The sequence below is a fragment of the Streptomyces xanthophaeus genome (assembly GCF_030440515.1).
In the GTDB taxonomy this organism is placed as follows: domain Bacteria; phylum Actinomycetota; class Actinomycetes; order Streptomycetales; family Streptomycetaceae; genus Streptomyces; species Streptomyces kutzneri.
The window spans coordinates 6,986,225-7,003,185 of sequence record NZ_CP076543.1 but is presented as its reverse complement, the minus strand read 5'-3'; the positions used below and the strand labels follow the sequence as shown (position 1 = coordinate 7,003,185).

Annotated in this window: 6 protein-coding genes; 4 read left to right on the top strand and 2 right to left on the bottom strand. The window is 73.5% G+C overall.

Annotated elements, in window-relative coordinates; translation table 11 throughout:
- Position 1 precedes the first annotated feature (1 nt).
- The 4 genes from KO717_RS31320 to KO717_RS31305 are packed head-to-tail and all read left to right on the top strand — an operon-like array spanning position 2 to position 4,203.
- Positions 2 to 808, top strand: a complete 807-nt coding sequence (locus tag KO717_RS31320) for an STM4013/SEN3800 family hydrolase (protein WP_301372812.1) — start codon at positions 2 to 4, stop codon at positions 806 to 808.
- Positions 805 to 2,169, top strand: coding sequence for an STM4012 family radical SAM protein (locus KO717_RS31315; RefSeq protein WP_301372811.1), 1,365 nt, complete (start codon positions 805 to 807; stop codon positions 2,167 to 2,169). Before KO717_RS31320 ends, KO717_RS31315 begins: the two co-directional genes overlap by 4 nt.
- Before the next feature lie 5 nt (positions 2,170 to 2,174).
- Positions 2,175 to 3,077 (top strand): STM4011 family radical SAM protein, encoded by a 903-nt coding sequence (locus KO717_RS31310; protein ID WP_301372810.1) that lies wholly within the window; start codon positions 2,175 to 2,177, stop codon positions 3,075 to 3,077.
- 40 nt (positions 3,078 to 3,117) lie between these two features.
- Positions 3,118 to 4,203: an alpha/beta hydrolase-fold protein gene (locus KO717_RS31305; protein ID WP_301372809.1), complete on the top strand. Its 1,086-nt coding sequence runs from the start codon at positions 3,118 to 3,120 to the stop codon at positions 4,201 to 4,203.
- A 16-nt stretch (positions 4,204 to 4,219) separates the two neighbouring features.
- Here KO717_RS31305 and KO717_RS31300 read toward each other — a convergent pair whose 3' ends face one another.
- Together KO717_RS31300 and KO717_RS31295 are read right to left on the bottom strand one after the other, a co-directional pair.
- Complete coding sequence (locus tag KO717_RS31300; RefSeq protein ID WP_301372808.1) at positions 4,220 to 5,920, bottom strand: ABC transporter ATP-binding protein; 1,701 nt, start codon at positions 5,918 to 5,920, stop codon at positions 4,220 to 4,222.
- On the bottom strand, positions 5,907 to 16,922 hold the full coding sequence (locus KO717_RS31295) for a non-ribosomal peptide synthetase (RefSeq protein ID WP_301372807.1): 11,016 nt from the start codon (positions 16,920 to 16,922) through the stop codon (positions 5,907 to 5,909). The genes KO717_RS31300 and KO717_RS31295 overlap by 14 nt, the downstream gene beginning before the upstream one ends.
- Positions 16,923 to 16,961: the final 39 nt, after the last annotated feature.

Sequence of the window (16,961 nt, the reverse complement as noted above, 5' to 3'; positions counted from 1 at the left end):
CATGAACGAGGTCGTCGGCCGCGACGACCTGCTCCTGCTCACCCTGGACACCCTGCGCCACGACGTCGCCGTCGAACTGGCCGCCGCCGGACGCATTCCGAACCTGGCCCGGCACCTGCCCGGGGGCGTCTGGGAGGAGCGGCACGCCCCGGGCAGCTTCACCTACGCCTCCCATCAGGCGATGTTCGCCGGCTTCCTGCCCACCCCCGCCCGGCCCGGCCCGCACCCCCGCCTGTTCGCCGCCCGTTTCGCCGGCAGCGAGAGCACCGCCGGCCGCACGTACGTCTTCGACACCCCCGACCTGGTGTCCGGCCTCGCCGCGGCCGGGTACCGCACGGTGTGTGTCGGCGGCGTCGGCTTCTTCAACAAGCAGGGCGCGCTGGGCGGCGTGCTCCCCGGCATGTTCCAGGAGAGCCACTGGGAACCGGCCTTCGGTGTCGCGTCGCCCACCTCCTTCGAGGCACAGGTCGAGCGGGCCGAACAGGTCGTCGCCGCGCTCCCCGCCGAGCAGCGGCTGTTCCTCTTCGTCAACGCCTCGGCGCTGCACCAGCCCAACTGGTTCCACCTAGCCGGCGCCACCGCCGAAGCCGGTGACACGCGGGCCACCCACGCCGCCGCCCTCGAATACATCGACCGGCACATCGGCCGGCTGTTCACCGCCATGAGCTCCCGCCGCCGCTGCTTCGCCATCGTCTGCTCCGACCACGGCACCACCTACGGCGACGACGGCTACACCGGCCACCGCCTCGCCCACGAGGCCGTCTGGACCGTGCCGTACGCCCACTTCTTCCTGGAGCCGTCCGCATGACCGCCCTCGCGCCCGCCCCGATCCCGGCCACCGCACCGCCCGAGCTCCGCCCGTACAGCTCCTACGTGTACGCCTATCCCCACAAGACCGCCTACCGGCCGCTGCCCGAGCGGCCCGCCCTGCGGGACCTGTGGCACGGCGAACGCAAGGACGCCCTCTCCCTCTACCTCCACATACCCTTCTGCGAGGTCCGCTGCGGCTTCTGCAACCTCTTCACCCGCATCGGCGCCCCCGACGGGCTCACCGGCCGCTACCTCGACGCCCTGGAGCGCCAGGCCACCGCCGTCCGCGACGCCCTCGGCGACGACGGCCCGGTCTCCTTCGCCAACGCCGCCTTCGGCGGCGGGACGCCCACCTTCCTGACGGCCCCCGAACTGGAACGGCTCTGCGACATCGCCGAGCGGCGCATGGGCGCCGACCTGCGCGCCGTCCCGCTGTCCGTCGAGACGTCCCCGGCCACCGCCACCGCCGACCGGCTCGCCGTCCTCGCCGAGCGCGGCGCCACCCGTGTCAGCATCGGCGTCCAGAGCTTCGTCGCCGAGGAGGCCCGCGCGGCCGTGCGCCCCCAGCGCCGCGCCGACGTCGAGGCGGCGCTCGGCCGGATCCGCGACGCCCGCGTCCCCGTCCTCAACATCGACCTCATCTACGGCATCGACGGCCAGACCCCCGCCACCTGGCGGACCTCCCTGGACGCCGCCCTCGCCTGGCGCCCCGAGGAGCTGTACCTGTACCCCTTGTACGTCCGCCCGCTCACCGGGCTCGCCCGGCGCACCGCCCTGACCGACCGTGCCTGGGACGAGCAGCGCCTGAACCTCTACCGGCAGGGCCGGGACCACCTCCTCGCGCACGGCTACGAGCAGGTGTCGATGCGCATGTTCCGGCTGGCCGGTACGGCGCCCCAGGGCCCGGACGACCACGCCTGCCAGACCGACGGCATGATCGGCCTGGGCTGCGGCGCCCGTTCCTACACCTCCTCGCTGCACTACTCGTTCGACTACGCGGTCGACATGGGCGAGATCCGCGGGATCATCGACGACTACACCGCCACCGACGACTTCACCCGTGCCGTCCACGGCCGTCCCACCAACGGCGACGAGGCGCGCCGCCGCCACCTCCTCCAGTCGCTACTCCAGGCGCAGGGCATGCCGGTCGCCGACTACCGGGAGCGGTTCGGCGCCGGCCCGCACGAGGACTTCCCCGCCGAACTGGCCGCGTTCGCCGCCCGCGGCTGGCTCGACGAGGACGGCACCGGCCCGCTGCTGCGTCTCAGCCCCGAGGGCCTGGCCCACTCGGACGCGCTCGGGCCCGAGCTGTTCTCGCCGGCCGTACGGGCCGCGATGGCCGCCTACGAGGCCAAGTAGCCGCCGTGGACCTCACCCTGCTCTACCGCGGCCCGTTGGCCTCCTGCGACTACGACTGCCCGTACTGCCCCTTCGCCAAGCGGCGCGACACCACGGCCCAGCTGCGCGCCGACCGGGCCGCCCTCGAACGGTTCACCGGCTGGGCGCGCTCCCGCGCCGGGGAGGACCGGCTCTCCCTGCTGTTCACCCCGTGGGGCGAGGGGCTGGTGCGCTCCTGGTACCGCCGCGCCCTCGTCGACCTCTCGCACCAGCCGCACGTGGAGCGCGTCGCCATCCAGACCAACCTGAGCTGCCGCACGGACTGGCTCGCGGAGGCCGACCCCGACACGCTCGCCCTGTGGTGCACCTACCACCCGGGGCAGACCCCGTACGACCGCTTCCTGGCCAAGCTGCGTGACCTCGCCGACCGGGGCATCCGCCACAGCGTCGGCATCGTCGGCCTCCCCGAGAACCTGGAACACGCCCGCAGGCTGCGCGCCGACCTGCCCGCCCACGTCTACCTGTGGGTGAACGCGGCCGACGGCCACGGCTACACCGACGACGAGGCCGGCCTGTGGACCGCCCTCGACCCGCTGTTCCCGTACAGCCGGCACCCGCACCGCTCGGCCGGACTGCCGTGCCGCACCGGCGAGTCGGTGATCTCGGTGGACGGCGACGGCACGGTCCGCCGCTGCCACTTCGTCCGCGCCGAGCTCGGCAACCTCTACGACGGCTCCTACCGGACGGCGCTCGGTCCCCGTCCGTGCCCGCTGACCACCTGCGACTGCCACATCGGCTACGTCCACCTGGAGACGCTGCCGCTCTACGACGTCTTCGCGGGCGGTGTCCTCGAACGCGTCCCGGCGGCCGTTCCCCGCCCGGTCGGCCGTCCCGCCGTAGATCTCCCGGACCCCACGGCAACGCTATAAACTTAGGCTCGCCTAACTCCCTTCGCCGCTAGGAGACTTCATGCCCTCGGAGACCGTCTTCGCCGCATACGGGCTGCCCGGCGAGCCGGGGTCCGAGGAGTTCTGGGCGGCAGTCGCGGGGCCCGGATCGCTGCCTGCCGAGGGCGGTGGCTGGACGACCCTGTTCCTGTGGCGGGGCGCCGCGGCGGGCCTGGCCTTCGAGAGCTGGTCGGACGACGTGCCGCTGCGCCGCTGGCGCGAGACGGACTGCTGGTACGCCGAGGTCCGCATGCCCGCGCGGCTTCGGGTGACGTACCGGTTCCTCGTGGACGGCACGGCGTACGCCGACCCGTTCAACCCGGCCGGGGCGGGCGGTGACCGGTCCGTCGCCGCCACCCCGGACGCCCCGGCCCAGCCTCACTGGCCCGCCTTCGGGGCCGAGGACGTCCTGCCCGTGCCGCGGACCCGGCTCCGCTGGGCGAGCGAGCGCCTCGGCGGGCGGCGGACCGTACGGGTCCACCCGGCGGGCGGCGGCGGACCCGTGGTGCTGCTGCTGGACGGGGACGACTGGCTGTACCTGCACCCGGCGATGACCGCCTTCGACTCCGCCGTCGCCGCCGGCGAGATGCCCCCCGTCACGCTCGTCTTCCTGCCGACGCGGGACCGGGAGGCCGAGTTCGGGTGCCGGCCGGAGCTGTGGGAGGCGGTCCGGGACGAACTGCTGCCGCTGGTCGCGGAGTCCGGCGTCCCCGTGGACGGGGACCGGCTGGTGGTCGCCGGGCAGAGTCTGGGCGGGCTGAGCGCGGTGTACGCGGCGCTGGAGTTCCCGGACCTGGTGTCCCGGGTCGCCTGCCAGTCGGCCTCGCTGTGGTGGACGCCCGAGGCGGTGGGGTCGGCGGACCCGCTGGGCGGCCCGGTGGGCGGCTCCGTCGCCGCACGCCTGCGGGAGCGCCCCGACCTGTCCGGCCTGCGGATCGCCTTCGACCTGGGAGAACACGAGACGCGGATGCTGCCCCACTGCGAGCTGGTCGAGACCCTGGCCGAGCGGGCCGGGGCGACCGTGCGGGCCTCGCGGTCGGCGTCGGGCCACGACCGCGCGGGCTGGCGCCAGGCCCTGCTCCGGGACGTGGCCTGGGCGCTCGGCTGACCACCGTCTCCAGGGGTCAACGGGCCACCGCCAGGCAGTACTCCTCGTCTCCGGCGAGGAGGTTGCGGTGGGTGCCCTCGGCCGTGATGACCCCCTCGTCCAGGACGAGCACACGGTCGGCGGCGTCCAGGAGGGCCGGGCTGCTGGTGATCACGACGGTGGTGCGACCGCGGCGCAGCTTCGCGATGTTGCGTGCGATGAGCTGCTCGGTGACCGCGTCGACGGCCGTGGTCGGATCGTGCAGGACGAGGATGTCGGAGTCGGCGGCCAGGGCGCGGGCCAGGGACAGCCGTTGGCGCTGTCCGCCGGAGAGGTTCGCGCCGCGGTCGCGGACGCCGTGGTCGAGTCCTTCGCGGTGGAGAGCGACGACGTCGGTGAGCATGGACGCCTCGACGGCCGCATCGACGGTGCGGCCGGTGCCCGACGGGTCGATGTTCGTGCGGAGGGTGCCCGCGAAGATCTCCCCGTCGTACGGGTTCACCAGCATGTGCTCGCGGACCGCCTCGACCGACAGGGCGGCGAGCTCCTCCCCGCCGATCCGCACCGCTCCTTCGTACGCGTGCGGCGGGACCTTCACGGCCAGGATCGCGGCGAGGTCGGCCGCCGCGCGTGGCTGGTAGACGGCGATCGCCACAAACTCACCCGCCGGTACCTGGAACTTCAGGGCGCGCAGGGTCCCGTACCGGACGCAGTCGACCTCCAGACCGCCGCCGGCGGCCGGGCGCTCCGTCCCGTGGGCGGCCACCGGGGGCGCGGCCAGCACCAGCGCCATGCGCTCGGCCGAAGCGCGGGCCATCATCACGTACTTGGGCATGTCCGAGAACAGCTTCAGCGGTTCCATGATGAACTGGGCGAGCCCCACGGCCATGACGAGCTCCCCGACGGTGATGTGGCCGTTGAAGGCCAGCCAGCCGGCCGTCAGGGTCACGCCGGCGGCGAGCGCCGCGTTGAGGGCCATGGCGGTGCCCGCGTACACGCCGTTCACCCCGGCCACGGTGATCGCCTGGTGCTTGGCCTCCGTGCTGACCTTCCGGTAGGACCGGAAGGCCGCGTGGTTGCCGCCGAAGCCGTGCAGCGGGCGCAGGCCGGTGATCAGGTCGGCCACCTTCGCGCCCGCCCGGGCCACCCGGGCCTGCTGTTCGCGGGTGCTGGAGCCGATCCGCCGGGACATCACGCTCAGGACGGAGAGGATCAGGGCGGTGCCCGCGATCACCAGCAGGCCGAGCCGGAGGTCGGCCAGTCCCAGCGCGACCGCCGCGACCAGCACGGCGACCAGTGAGCTGATCAGCAGCGGCACCACCTCGATGATGTCGGCCGTCTGGTCGGCGTCCTCGGTGGCGATGGTCAGCACCTCGCCGGACTTCAGGCCGGCGTCCCTGGCGACCGGCTCCAGCCCGCAGTCCGCGACCCGCACCCGCCAGCGGTGCGCCTCGGTCGTGTTGGCCTTCTGCAGGATGCGCATGCCGAACCGCCACGACAGCGACACGGTCGTGATGATCACGGCCAGCGCGCCGATCGACAGGGCGAGCGCACCGGGGCCGCGGTCCTGCATCGTGTGCTCGACGATCAGGCCGAGCGCGATGGGGAAGGCCGTCTCACCGGCCTGGTAGAGGCCCATGAGGACGGTGCCCCAGGTCATGGCGCCGATGTTGCGGCGCAGGGCGGCCTTGAGGATGTCGGACCCCGGTCGGGGCCGCTGGGTGTCAGGCGTTTTCATCGAGGTGGCGGGCAATCATTTCCGGGGTTCGCAGGGTGAACAGATCGCGGACCGTGATCACGGGACCGTACTCCCGGCGGAGGAGGCCGATCAGCCGCACCGCCAGCATGGAGTGCCCTCCCAGGGACACGAAATCACTCAAAGCGCTCACCTCGTCGTCGTCCAGGTCGAGTGCTTCGGCGAAGAACTCGCACACGACGGTCTCGGTCCCGGTCTCCGGGCCGCGCTCCCCCGCCGTGGTCAGCGTGCCCAGTGGCCGGGCCTCCGGCAACGCCTTGGTGTCCGCCTTCCCGTTCACGGTCAGCGGGATGCGGTCGACCTGGGCGTAGTGCGTCGGGCGCAGGAAGTCCGGCAGCCCGGCCCCCACCTCGGCGGCGACCGCCGCCAGGTCGGGGCCGCCCGGGCCGCCGAGTACGAGGTAGGCGGCCAGCCGGTACGCGCCGTCGACCTGCGGGTCGGGCTGGGCGACCGCGGCGACGAACCGCACCGCCGGGTGCGCGGCGAACGCGGCCTCGACCTCGCCCGGTTCGACGCGGTGTCCGCGGATCTTGACCTGCTGGTCGGTGCGGCCCAGGTACATCAGGTTCCCGTCGGGCCGCCGGGCCACCAGGTCCCCGGTGCGGTACATGCGTTCGCCGGGCGCTCCGAACGGGCAGGCAACGAACCGGTCGGCGGTCTGTGCGGGCTGCCCGAGGTAGCCGCGCGCGATGCCGATGCCCGCCACGTACAGCTCGCCGGGGACGTTGTCCGGCAGCGGTCGCAGCCACGGGTCCAGGACGTACACGTCCGTGTTGTCGATGGGCACGCCCACCACCGGGTCCTGGCATTCGAAGGTGCCGACGCCCAGGGTGTTGATGGTGTATTCGGTGGGGCCGTACAGGTTGTAGCCGGCCGTGCCCTCGGTGTCGGCGAGGCGCTGCCACAGGGTCGGGGTGACGGCCTCGCCGCCCAGCAGCACCAGGGCGGGCCGGCGCCCGGGGTGGTCGAGAAGGCCCTCGGCCACCAGCTGCTGTGCGTAGGTCGGGGTCACGTTGATGACGTCGATCCCGTGCTCCAGGCAGTACTCGACCAGGCGGGGGGCGTCACGGCGCAGTTCCTCGTCGCAGATGTGCACCTCGTGGCCGTCGGCGAGCCAGAGCAGTTCCTCCCACGACATGTCGAAGGCGAAGGACACGGTGTGGGCGATGCGGAAGACCCGGTGGCCGTGGTCCGCGAGCACCGGCTCGAAGATCCGGCGCTGGTGGTTGATCAGCATGTTGGTGAGCCCGGCGTACTCGGTCACCACGCCCTTCGGCCTGCCGGTGGATCCGGAGGTGTAGATCGTGTACGCGGGGTGGCGCAGGCGGTCCGGGTCGTCGGGTGCGAAGGTCACGAACGGCTCGGCCCCGGGGAGGGGCCGGTCCAGTTCGATCAGGTCGCCGGTCAGCCGGGGGGACACGGCGCTCACGGTGAGGGTCACGTGCGGACGGGCGTCCGCGACTATGGCGGCGATCCGCTCGTCCGGGTGGTCGAGCTCCAGCGGCACGTACGCGGCGCCCACGCGCAGCACGGCGAAGAGCGCGACGATCGAGTCGAGGGAGCGCGGGACGGCGAGGGCCACCGTCGTCCCGGGTCCGATGCCGCGTGCGGCGAGCACGCCCGCCAGCTCCCGGCTGCGGTCGCGGAGCCGTTCGAAGGTCATGGTCCGGCCGTGGGCGACGAGCGCGACCCGCCGTGGATCGCGGTCGGCCGCCAGGTCGAACCGGTCGACCACGGTGTCCGTGCCGACCTCCGTGCGTACGGCGGGCACCGGCTCGGGGCCCGCGCCCGGCAGCGTGCCCACCGGCCCGGTGGAGCGGGCCAGGTCCCCGAGCAGGTCCAGGTAGCCGTCGAGGAGCCCCCGGGCGGCCGCGGTGTCGTGGTCGCGGTACTCCAGCTTGACCGTGAGCCGGTCGCCGGGGGTGACGACCCAGGTGAACGGATAGTGCGTGGAGTCGTCGGCCCGGACGGCGGTGATGCCGTGCCGGGCGTTCATCTCGGCGAAGGCGTCCATGTCCAGGAAGTTCTGGAGCACGAACAGGTTGTCGAACAGGGTGTCGTGGCCGCCGGCCCGCTGGATCTCGCCGAGTCCGAGGTGCTCGTGCTCCATCGCCTCGACCCGGGCCGCCTGTACGGCCGTCAGGTAGTCCCGGACGGTGTCGTCCGGCCGGGCCCTGGTCCACATGGGCAGGGTGTTGAGCAGGACGCCGACGACCTCGGAGAGGTCCTCGCCCTCGCGGCCGGAGACGGTCACGCCGAACACGGCGTCGGCGCGGCCGGTGCGGGCTCCGAGCAGGAGCCCGAACGCGCCGGTCAGCACCGAGTTGAGGGTGACGCCGTGCTGCCGGGCGAGGTCCCGCAGCAGCTGCGACGCTTCGGCGGAGAGGGTGTGCACGAGTGTCCGGGGCAGGTCGTCGACCAGGGCCGGCGCCGGGCCGGCCAGCAGCGTCGGCCCGGGGAGGCCGGCCAGGTGCTGTGCCCAGAAGCGTTCCGAGACGGCCGGGTCCCTGGCGTCGAGCGCCCGGGCGTGGTCCTCGAAGCTCGGGGTCGCCGGGGTCGCGGGCGTCAGCGTGCCCGCGACGGCGGCCTCGTAGGCGTCGAACAGGTCCCGCAGCACGATCTCGCGGGACCAGCCGTCCCACAGCAGCAGGTGGTAGCTGAGCAGCAGGCCGTCGCGGTCGCCGGGCAGCCGCACCACGGTCAGGCGGATCAGCGGCGGCTCACCGGGGTCGAATCCGGTGTCGCGGTCGCGGGCGAGCAGGGCGTCGACCTCCTCCTCCGTCGCGAGGCCGACCGTACGGACGCCGACCCGCCGGCCCGCGCCCAGGACCTGGACGGCCTTGCCGTCGTCGTCGGTGGTGAAGCCGGCGCCCACGGCCGGGTGCCGGGCGATCACCCAGGCCATCGCCTCGGCCAGTGCGTCGGTGTCCAGGCGCCGGTCGAAGGTGAACCAGCTCTGCGCGACGTAGTGTCCGGCCGGGCCCGCCAGCTGCGCCTGGAAGAACAGGCCGCGCTGGAGCGGGGTGACCGGCGCCGTGCGCTCGGCGGTCGTGGCGGCGGCCGCGACGAGTTCCAGGGCGGCGCGCCAGTGCCCGGTGATCTCGTCGGGTACGCCCTCGGCCAGGGTGAACACCGCGTGCAGGCTTCCGGTGGCCGCGTCGGTCCAGGCGTTGACCTCGACGGCGTACGGGCTGCCCTCGTCGGCGCCGGTGAGGTGGAGGGCCTGCGACTCGGCGCCCCGGCCGAGGTAGTTGAACAGCACCTGCGGGCGGGCGGTGAGCAGCGGGGCCGTCTGCGGGTTGAGGTACCGGAGCCCGCCGTACGCGAGGTGTGCGCGCTCGTCCGGCTGGCGTTCGGCGACCTCGCGGGCCGCGGCGACGGGGTCGGTGTGCGGCGTGAGGCGCACGGGGGCGATGGCGGTGAACCAGCCGACCGTACGGGTGTAGTCGTGGTGTTCCGATGCCGGGACCCGGCCGTGCCGCTCCAGCTCGATCGCCAGATCGGTGGGCGAGGGCTGGATGCGGGTGAGCGCGGTGCGCAGCGCGCCGCACAGCAGCTCGGTGAGGCCGATGCCGAGTGCGGCGGGCGCGGAGCGTGTCACCCGGTCGCTGATGTCGGGCGGGAGGACGACCGTGGTCTCGCGCGGCCGCTCGGCCACGGGCAGCAGCGGAGGTGCCTGGAGGGTGGTGATCCAGTGCCCGAGGCCCTCGGTCTCCTGGGCCGACCGGTCGGCCAGTGCCTGCGCGTAGGCGGCGTAGGAGGTGGTCGGCGGCGCGAGCGGGTTGCCGCGCAGGGCAGTGGCGATGTCGTCGAGCAGGATCAGCCAGGAGACGGCGTCGACGGCGAGGTGGTGCACGGTGACCACGAGGGTCCGGGTCGCCTCCAGCCAGGAGAACGCGATGACGTCCCCGGTCTCGGGGTCGAGCCGTCCGGCGGCTTCGTCCGCCGCGGCCGTCGCGTCGGGCGCGTCGCTGCGTACGACGGTGACCGCGCGGGCGGGTTCGGTGCGCAGGGACCACACCCCGTGCTCGGTGCGCAGCCGCAGCCTCAGGGCCGGGTGTGCGGCGACGACGGCGTTCGCGGCGCGCTCGGCGTCGGCGTGGCCGGTGCCCTCGGCCGCGACCAGGGAGCGGGCCTGGGCGAACCGGGCGAGGGATCCGCCGAGTTCGCGCCGGCGCAGGATGATCGGGGTCGGGGTCAGCGGGCCGTCCTCGCGGGGTACGGGTGCGCCGGGCGCGGCGGGGTGCGGGGTGCTCGTCGCCAGGTGCTCGGCGAGCGCGCGGGGGGTCTTGAGCAGGAACACGTCCCGGGGGGCGATGGCGAGGCCCAGGGCCCTGGCCCGGTTGACGACGGTGATGGCGAGGATGCTGTCACCGCCGGCCCGGAAGAAGTCGCTGTCGCCGTCGACGGCGGTGCCGGGCAGGGTCTCGGTGAAGATGCCGACCAGTGCGGTGAGCGCCGAGCCGGGGGCGGAGCCGGTCGCGGGGCCGCTCGCGGCGGCCGGTGCGTCGTACGACGCGGCGCGTGCGGTCAGGGCCTTGCGGTCCAGCTTGCCGTTGACCGTCAGCGGCAGGGCGTCGACGGGCAGGACCAGGCCGGGCACCATGTGGGCGGGCAGCTTAGAGGCCAACAGGCCGGCGAGGGCGGCGGCGTCGAAGGGGACCCCTCCCACGACGTGCGCGACCAGGTGGTCCGCGCTGTCGGCCACGGTGACGGCCACGTCGACCACACCGTCGAGTTCACGGATCGCGGACTCCACCTCACCGAGCTCGATGCGGAAGCCCCTCAGCTGCACCTGGTCGTCGGCGCGGCCGGTGAACTCCAGCTCGCCGTCGAGCGTACGGCGGGCGAGGTCGCCCGTGTGGTACATCCGGGATCCGTCGGCCGCGAACGGGTCCGCGACGAACCGGCCCGCGGTGAGGGACGGGCGCCCCAGGTAGCCGAGGGAGACCTGGTCACCGGCGACGTAGATGGCGCCCACGCGCCCCGGCGGGACCGGCCTGAGCCGGTCGTCGAGCAGGTAGGTGACCAGTCCGGGGATCGGGCCGCCGATCGGGCTGACGTCGTCACCGGGGCGGAAGTCCGCGTCGGTCAGGACCCGGTGCGTGACGTGGACGGTGGTCTCGGTGATGCCGTACATGTTGACCAGTTCGGGCGAGGCCGTCCCGTGGCGCTCGACCCAGCCGCGCAGCCGCCCGAGGTCGAGCGCCTCGCCCCCGAAGATGATCCGGCGCAGGCTGGTGGCGGGCTCCTGCGCGTGCCGGTCGGCCTCGATGAACTGGTAGAAGGCCGACGGAGTCTGGTTGAGGACGGTCACCCGGCGCTCGCGCACCAGGCGGTGGAAGTCGACGGGTGAGCGGGTCAGTCCGTACTCCGGCACGAGCAGCTCGGCGCCGTGTGCCAGCGCGCCCCACAGCTCCCACACCGCGAAGTCGAAGGAGTACGAGTGGAACTGGACCCACACGTCGTGCGGGCCGAAGTCCATGGCGGGCCGGGTGTTCGCGAGCAGGGTCACCACACTGGAGTGCGGGACGACGACGCCCTTGGGCCTGCCGGTCGACCCGGACGTGTAGATCACGTACGCGGGATCCTGCCAGTCGGCCCCGGGCCCGTCGGCGTGATCCTGGGTGACCTGGGTGACCTGGGCGGCCTGGGCGTCCGGTGGCGGCTGCTCTCCTTGTACGAGCACCCGGGCCGGTACGCCCGCCCGGTCCAGCAGCCGCGTGAAGCGGTCCCGGTGCTCCGGGTCCACGAGGACGACCTGCGGAGCCGCGTCGGTGAGGATGTACTCCAGGCGTCCGTCCGGGTACGCGAGGTCCAGCGGTACGTACGCACCGCCCGCGGAGACGACGGCGACGAGGGCGACGACCTGTTCGAGGGAGCACGGGACGGCGACGGCGACGCGTTCGCCCGGCCGGACACCGGCGGCGCGCAGGGCCCGGGCCAGCTCGTCCTTCGCGTCGGCCAGTTCACCGTAGGTCAGCGACCGGCTGCCGCCGTCGAGGGCACACTGGGTGACGGCGGTCGCGGCCGGATCGCGGTGCGCGGCGGCGTCGAAGAGCGCGCCCAGCGTCGTCGGGGTGATCGGTGCGGGGGGCCGGGTGCCGGGGGGAGCCAGGTCGTCGACGAGATCGTCCGGCCGGGTCAGCAGGCCGGTGAGGGTGCGGGTGAAGGTGGACAGGATCGTCCGGGCGGTCGACTCCCGCACCAGCGCGCCGTCGTGGATCAGATTGAACCGGGGGCGGCCGTCGAGCGCGCGCTCCACCACGAGGGTCAACGGGTAGTGCGGCGCGCCCTCGTTCACGATGTCGCCGATGACGAGCGTGTCCTCGGGGCCGCGCAGGCCCGCCACATCGGTCGCCACGTCGAACACCACCAGGGTGTCGAAGAGCGGGCCGGCTCCGCTCAGCCGGCTGATGCGCGCCAGGGAGACGTGCTGGTGCGCCAGCACCGCGCTCTGGTGGTCCCGTACCGATTCGAGCAGGCCGCGCGCCGTGGTGGTGGCGGCCCAGCGGGCGCGCACGGGGATCGTGTTGATGAACAGACCCACCATGTCCCCGATGCCGGGCACATCGGCGTCGCGCCCGGACACCGTGGAGCCGAAGACGACGTCCCGCTCCTGCAGGAGGCCGCCGAGCGTCGCCGCCCAGGCGCTGTGCACGGCCACACTGAGCGGCACACCGGCGGACCGGGCGGCCTCGTCGATGTCCCCCTCCGGCGAGGTGGCGGTGTCGGCGAACCGGTCGGACGGCGTGTGCCCTTCGGCGACCAGCGAGGGGCCGGGGAGCCCGGCGAGCTGTTCGCGCCACACCCGGTCGCTCTCGTCCTCGTCGCGTGCGGCGAGCCAGCGCACGTAGTCGGTGAAGCCGCCGAGCGGGTGCACGGTCCCCGGCGCGTGGTACTCGGTCAGCAGCGCGCGGAGCATCGGCGGCACCGACCAGCCGTCGGCGATGATGTGGTGCACGGTCTGCACCAGGACGCTGCGGGCGGGGCCGGTGCGGATCAGTGTGTACCGCATCAGCGGGCCGCTCGCCAGGTCGAACCCGGCGCGGCGGTCGCGCTCGGCGTGCTCGCGGATCTCCTCGTCGGAGATGCCGGGGCGGTCCAGGGTGGTGAACGGGGCCTGGAGGCCGCCCTCCAGTACGGAGACCACGCGGCCGTCGGCGAGGGCGGTGAACCGTGCGGCCAGGTTGGGGAAGAGCGTGAGCAGGCGGGTGGCCGCCGCCGCGAGCCGGCCGGCGTCCGCCTCTCCGTCCAGGGTCAGGAGCTGCTGCTCGACGTAGCTGCCCGCGGAATCGTCGTCGAAGACCGAGTGGAAGTAGAGGCCCTCCTGGAGCAGGGTCAGCGGCAGGACGTCCCGCAGCGCCGGACCGTCCAGCTCGTCGACGTCGGCCTGGGTGAGCGCCGGCATGGCGAAGTCGCTGGGCGAATGGCTGCCCAGGCCGAGTCCGGCCAGGTCGAGTGCGGTCAGTGCGGCGAGTCCGGCCAGGGCCTCGCGGAAGTACCCGCCGATGGTCTCGATGTCCTGGTCGGTGAGCAGACCGTCGGGCCAGGAGAGGGTGGTGACCAGTTCGTACGCGCCGCCGGCCGAGGCGGGTTCGGCGATCGCGTTGAACTCCAGGGCGCGCGGCAGCCGCATCCTGGGGTCGCGCTTCTCGCCCAACTGGCCGGTGGTGTGCGCGAGTTCCCAGTCGCCGGAGGATCCGGCGTCGAAGCGGCCCAGGTAGTTGAAGAGCACCTGGGGGGCGGGCGCGTCGAAGGCGGTGTCGGCCAGATAGCGCAGGGCGCCGTAGGAGACGCCGTTGCTCGGCACCCGTGCGAGGTCCTCCTTGACCGCCTTGAGCGCGGCGACCAGGTAGGCGGGATCCGTGAGGTCGGCGGCCGCGCCGGGGTCGACGGTCACGGGGAACAGGGTGGTGAACCAGCCCACGGTCCGTGACAGTTCCGGCTCGAAGCCGGCGGAGTCCGCCACGTGGCGTCCTTCGCGGCCGTGGCCCTCCAGTTCGATGTGCGCGAACGTCTGGTCCTGTCCGAGGTCGCGCCGCCACCGGGCGAGGGTGACGGCGAGCGCGGTCAGCAGCACGTCGTTGACGCCCGTGTGGAACCTCGCGGGGACCTCGCCCAGCAGCGCGGCCGTGACGTCGGGGCCGACCGGGAGGGTCGTCGTGCGTTCCCGGGCGACGGTGTCCGCCGCCGACAGCGCGCGCCGGCCCAGCGGAGCGTCCGCCCCGGGCAGGGCGCGCCGGAAGTGGGGGAGGTCGGCGTCGAAAGGTGCGCGCGCCAGGAGCTGCGTCCAGCGCCGGAACGACGTGCCCACCGGGGGCAGGTCGATCGGTGCGCCCGAGACGTACCAGCGCCATGCCGTGGAGAGGTCGTCCATCAGGATCCGCCAGGACACTCCGTCGATCACCACGTGGTGGGCGACCAGGACCAGCTGGCGCGCCTCGCGGCGCCAGACGGCGCGCAGCATGACGCCGCCGGCCGGGTCCAGACCCTCGGTGGCGAGCGCGAGGCACTCGTCGAGCGGCCGGTCGCTCTCCTGCCATCGCGCCACGGCCCGGTCCGCCTCCGGGATCTCGAAGCTCCAGCGCTCGCCCCGCACCAGCTTGGCGCGCAGCATGTCGTGCCGTGCGACCACGGCGGTGAGGACGGCGTCGAGCCCGTCGGCCGTCAGGTTCGCCGGGGTGTTCAGCACCACCGACTGCACGAAGCCGTCGATGTCGTCCGTGGTCGCGCCCAGCCACTGCACGATCGGCGATCCCACGACCGTACCGGTGGCGACGTCGCCGTGGTCCACGGCGGCCGCTTCGCGGTCCGCGACCGCCGCCAGCGCGCCCACGACGCTGTGGGTGAAGATCTGGCGGGCCGTGACGTGGAGGCCCGCCTCGCGCAGGGCGCTCAGCAGGGAGATCGCCAGGATGCTGTCTCCGCCGAGCTGGAAGAAGTCCTGGTCGACGCCGACCGCGTCACGCCGCAGCACCGCCGCGACCGCCGCGCACACCAGGCGTTCGTTCTCGGTGACGGGCGGGGCGAGCGCGCCCGCGCCGGCTTGGGGCTCCGGCAGCGCGCCCCGGTCGAGCTTGCCGTTGGCGGTGAGCGGGAACTCCTTCATCACGACGATATGGGCGGGCACCATGTACTCGACCATGTGCCCGGTGGCCCACTGCCTGACCTCGTCGGCGCGCAGGTCCTCGCTCCCGGTGGCGGGGATCACGTAGCCCACGAGGTAGGTGCCGCCGGCCGTGTTCTTCTTCGCGACGACGCAGGTGTGGCGTACCGCGGGGTGCTCGGCGAGGCCGGCCTCGACGTCCTCGATCTCCAGCCGCATGCCGCGGATCTTGATCTGGTTGTCGGCGCGGCCGAGGAAGTCCAGGGATCCGTCGGGGGCGAAGCGGGCGAGGTCACCGGTGCGGTACAGCCGGGATCCGTCGGCGGCGAAGGGGTTCGCGACGAACCGGGAGGCCGTCAGGCCGGGCGCGCCCACGTAGCCGCGTCCGAGCAGGAACCCTCCGACGTACAGCTCGCCGCCGACCCCGACCGGGACCGGGCGCAGTTCGTCGTCGAGGACGTACAGCTGGGTGTTGGGGTTGGCCTTGCCGATCGAGGTCGACAGGCGTTCCGCGGCTCCCCGGTAGATGACGTGCGAGACGCCGATCGTCGTCTCGGCGGGGCCGTAGCCGTGGTACATGGGTATGTCGAGCCGGGTGCGGAAGCGCTCGTACAGCTCCGGGGTCAGCACCTCGCCGCCGCACCACACGTGGCGCAGGCTGTCGAGGCGTCCGGAGTCGCCGGCGATCTCCAGCAGTACGTCCAGCATGGACGACACGAGGTAGGTGAAGGTGACGCGCTGCTCGGCGATCACGCTCAGCAGGTGGTGCGGGTCGCGTTCGCCGCCGGGGCGCAGGACCACCAGCCGGCCGCCGCACACCAGCGGCAGGAAGATCTCGTTGATGGAGATGTCGAAGGACAGCGGCGCCTTGAACAGCGACGCGTCGTCGTGGCCGAAGCCCAGGATCTCCCCGGACTGCCACAGCAGGCGCTCGCTGATGGCCTCGTGGCGGATCATCGCGCCCTTGGGGCGGCCGGTCGAACCGGACGTGAAGATCACGTAGGCCAGGGCGTCGCCGGGGACGGTGACCCCGGTCCCCTCGCCGGGGTAGGAGCCGAACCGCCAGTCGCCGAGGTCGACGAGCACGGCTTCCGGTTCGTCCGGGGCGTGTTCGCCCGAGTCGTTGAGCTGCAGGACGACGCGGGCGTCGGCGATGACGACGGAGCGTCGGGCCGCGGGCCACTGCGGATCGAGCGGTACGAACGCGGCTCCCGCCTGGAGCACGCCGAGCAGGCCGATCACCATGGCGGCGGAGCGGTCGAGGGAGATCGCGACGACCTGTTCGGCGGTGAGGCCGCGTTCGATCAGGTGGTGGGCCAGCTGGGCGGAGAGTTCGGCGGCCTGGCGGTAGGTCAGCGAGCGGTGCTCGTCGACGACGGCGACGGCGTCCGGCCGCAGGCGGGCCTGCTCGCGGAACATCTCGACGACGGTCGGGCGGATCCGGTCCGCCCCGGTGTCGTTCCACTCGGCCAGGGTCGCGAGCCGCTGCGCGACATCGGAGGGTCCGATGGTGGAGAGGGGACGGTCCGGGAAGTCGGCCAGGTCGTCCAGGGCGAGCTGCGCGTCTGCCGGTACGACGCCTTCCGGGAGGGTGATGCTCCGGCCGGCCGGGCCGTCCGGGCCGTCGAGACCGTCCGTCCCGACCTCCCAGCCGGCCGTTCCCGCACCACCGTTGTCCGCCCAGCCGAGGACGTCGGCGAAGAGGGTGCCGGGGGTGAGGTCCAGGCCGTCGGGGCTCCGGCCCGTGGCCCAGTAGGCCAGTGCGACGGCGCACGCCCGGGCGATCGTCGTGTCGCCGTAGTCGCCGGAGCGCCGGCGCACGTCGGCCAGGCGGGTGGGAGAAAGCAGCACGAGACGAGCGGTCGATTCCGTCATCGAAGGCTCAACGCCCTTTCCAGATCGATATGTTGTCCC

Coding starts and splice junctions, on each gene's coding strand:
- KO717_RS31300 (WP_301372808.1), bottom strand. CDS start 5,920: ATGAAAACGCCTGACACCCAGCGGCCCCGACCGGGGTCCGACATCCTC.
- KO717_RS31295 (WP_301372807.1), bottom strand. CDS start 16,922: ATGACGGAATCGACCGCTCGTCTCGTGCTGCTTTCTCCCACCCGCCTG.
- KO717_RS31305 (WP_301372809.1), top strand. CDS start 3,118: ATGCCCTCGGAGACCGTCTTCGCCGCATACGGGCTGCCCGGCGAGCCG.
- KO717_RS31315 (WP_301372811.1), top strand. CDS start 805: ATGACCGCCCTCGCGCCCGCCCCGATCCCGGCCACCGCACCGCCCGAG.
- KO717_RS31320 (WP_301372812.1), top strand. CDS start 2: ATGAACGAGGTCGTCGGCCGCGACGACCTGCTCCTGCTCACCCTGGAC.